General features: G+C 62.5%; 1 protein-coding gene. It reads right to left on the bottom strand.

The window, feature by feature from the left end; genetic code table 11:
* Positions 1-515: cadherin-like domain-containing protein (locus tag UB23_RS29815; protein WP_177328587.1), on the bottom strand; the 515-nt coding region annotated here is incomplete at both ends.

Below are 515 nucleotides of genomic sequence, written 5' to 3' on the forward strand. Positions count from 1 at the left end.
GGGCCGTCGACGCTGGAAGTCCCGGTCAGCACGCTGCCGGTCACGGCAGTGTCTTCCAGGGTGGACACGGTTTCGCTGGCATCGGTGAAGCTGTCATCGACCGGGGTGACGCTGATGTTCAGGGTCGAAGTGACATTGCTACCGGAACCGTCAGTGACGGTGTAGCTGACCACTGGCACGCTGCCGTTGTAGTTGGCAGCCGGAGTAAAGGTGTACGCCCCGTTGGCCCCGATCACCAGGGTGCCGACATTGGCGATAGTCGCCGTACTGCCGGCGGTGTAGGTGTTCGCACCGATGGTGAAGTTGAGCACGCTGACAGGGCCGTCGACGCTGGAAGTCCCGGTCAGCACGCTGCCGGTAACGGCAGTGTCTTCCAGGGTGGACACGGTTTCGCTGGCATCGGTGAAGCTGTCATCGACCGGGGTGACGCTGATGTTCAGGGTCGAGGTGACATTGCTACCGGAACCGTCGGTGACGGTGTAGCTGACCACTGGCACGCTGCCGTTGTAGTTGGC

Source organism: Pseudomonas sp. ES3-33, assembly GCF_000952175.1.
GTDB lineage: Bacteria > Pseudomonadota > Gammaproteobacteria > Pseudomonadales > Pseudomonadaceae > Aquipseudomonas > Aquipseudomonas gregormendelii.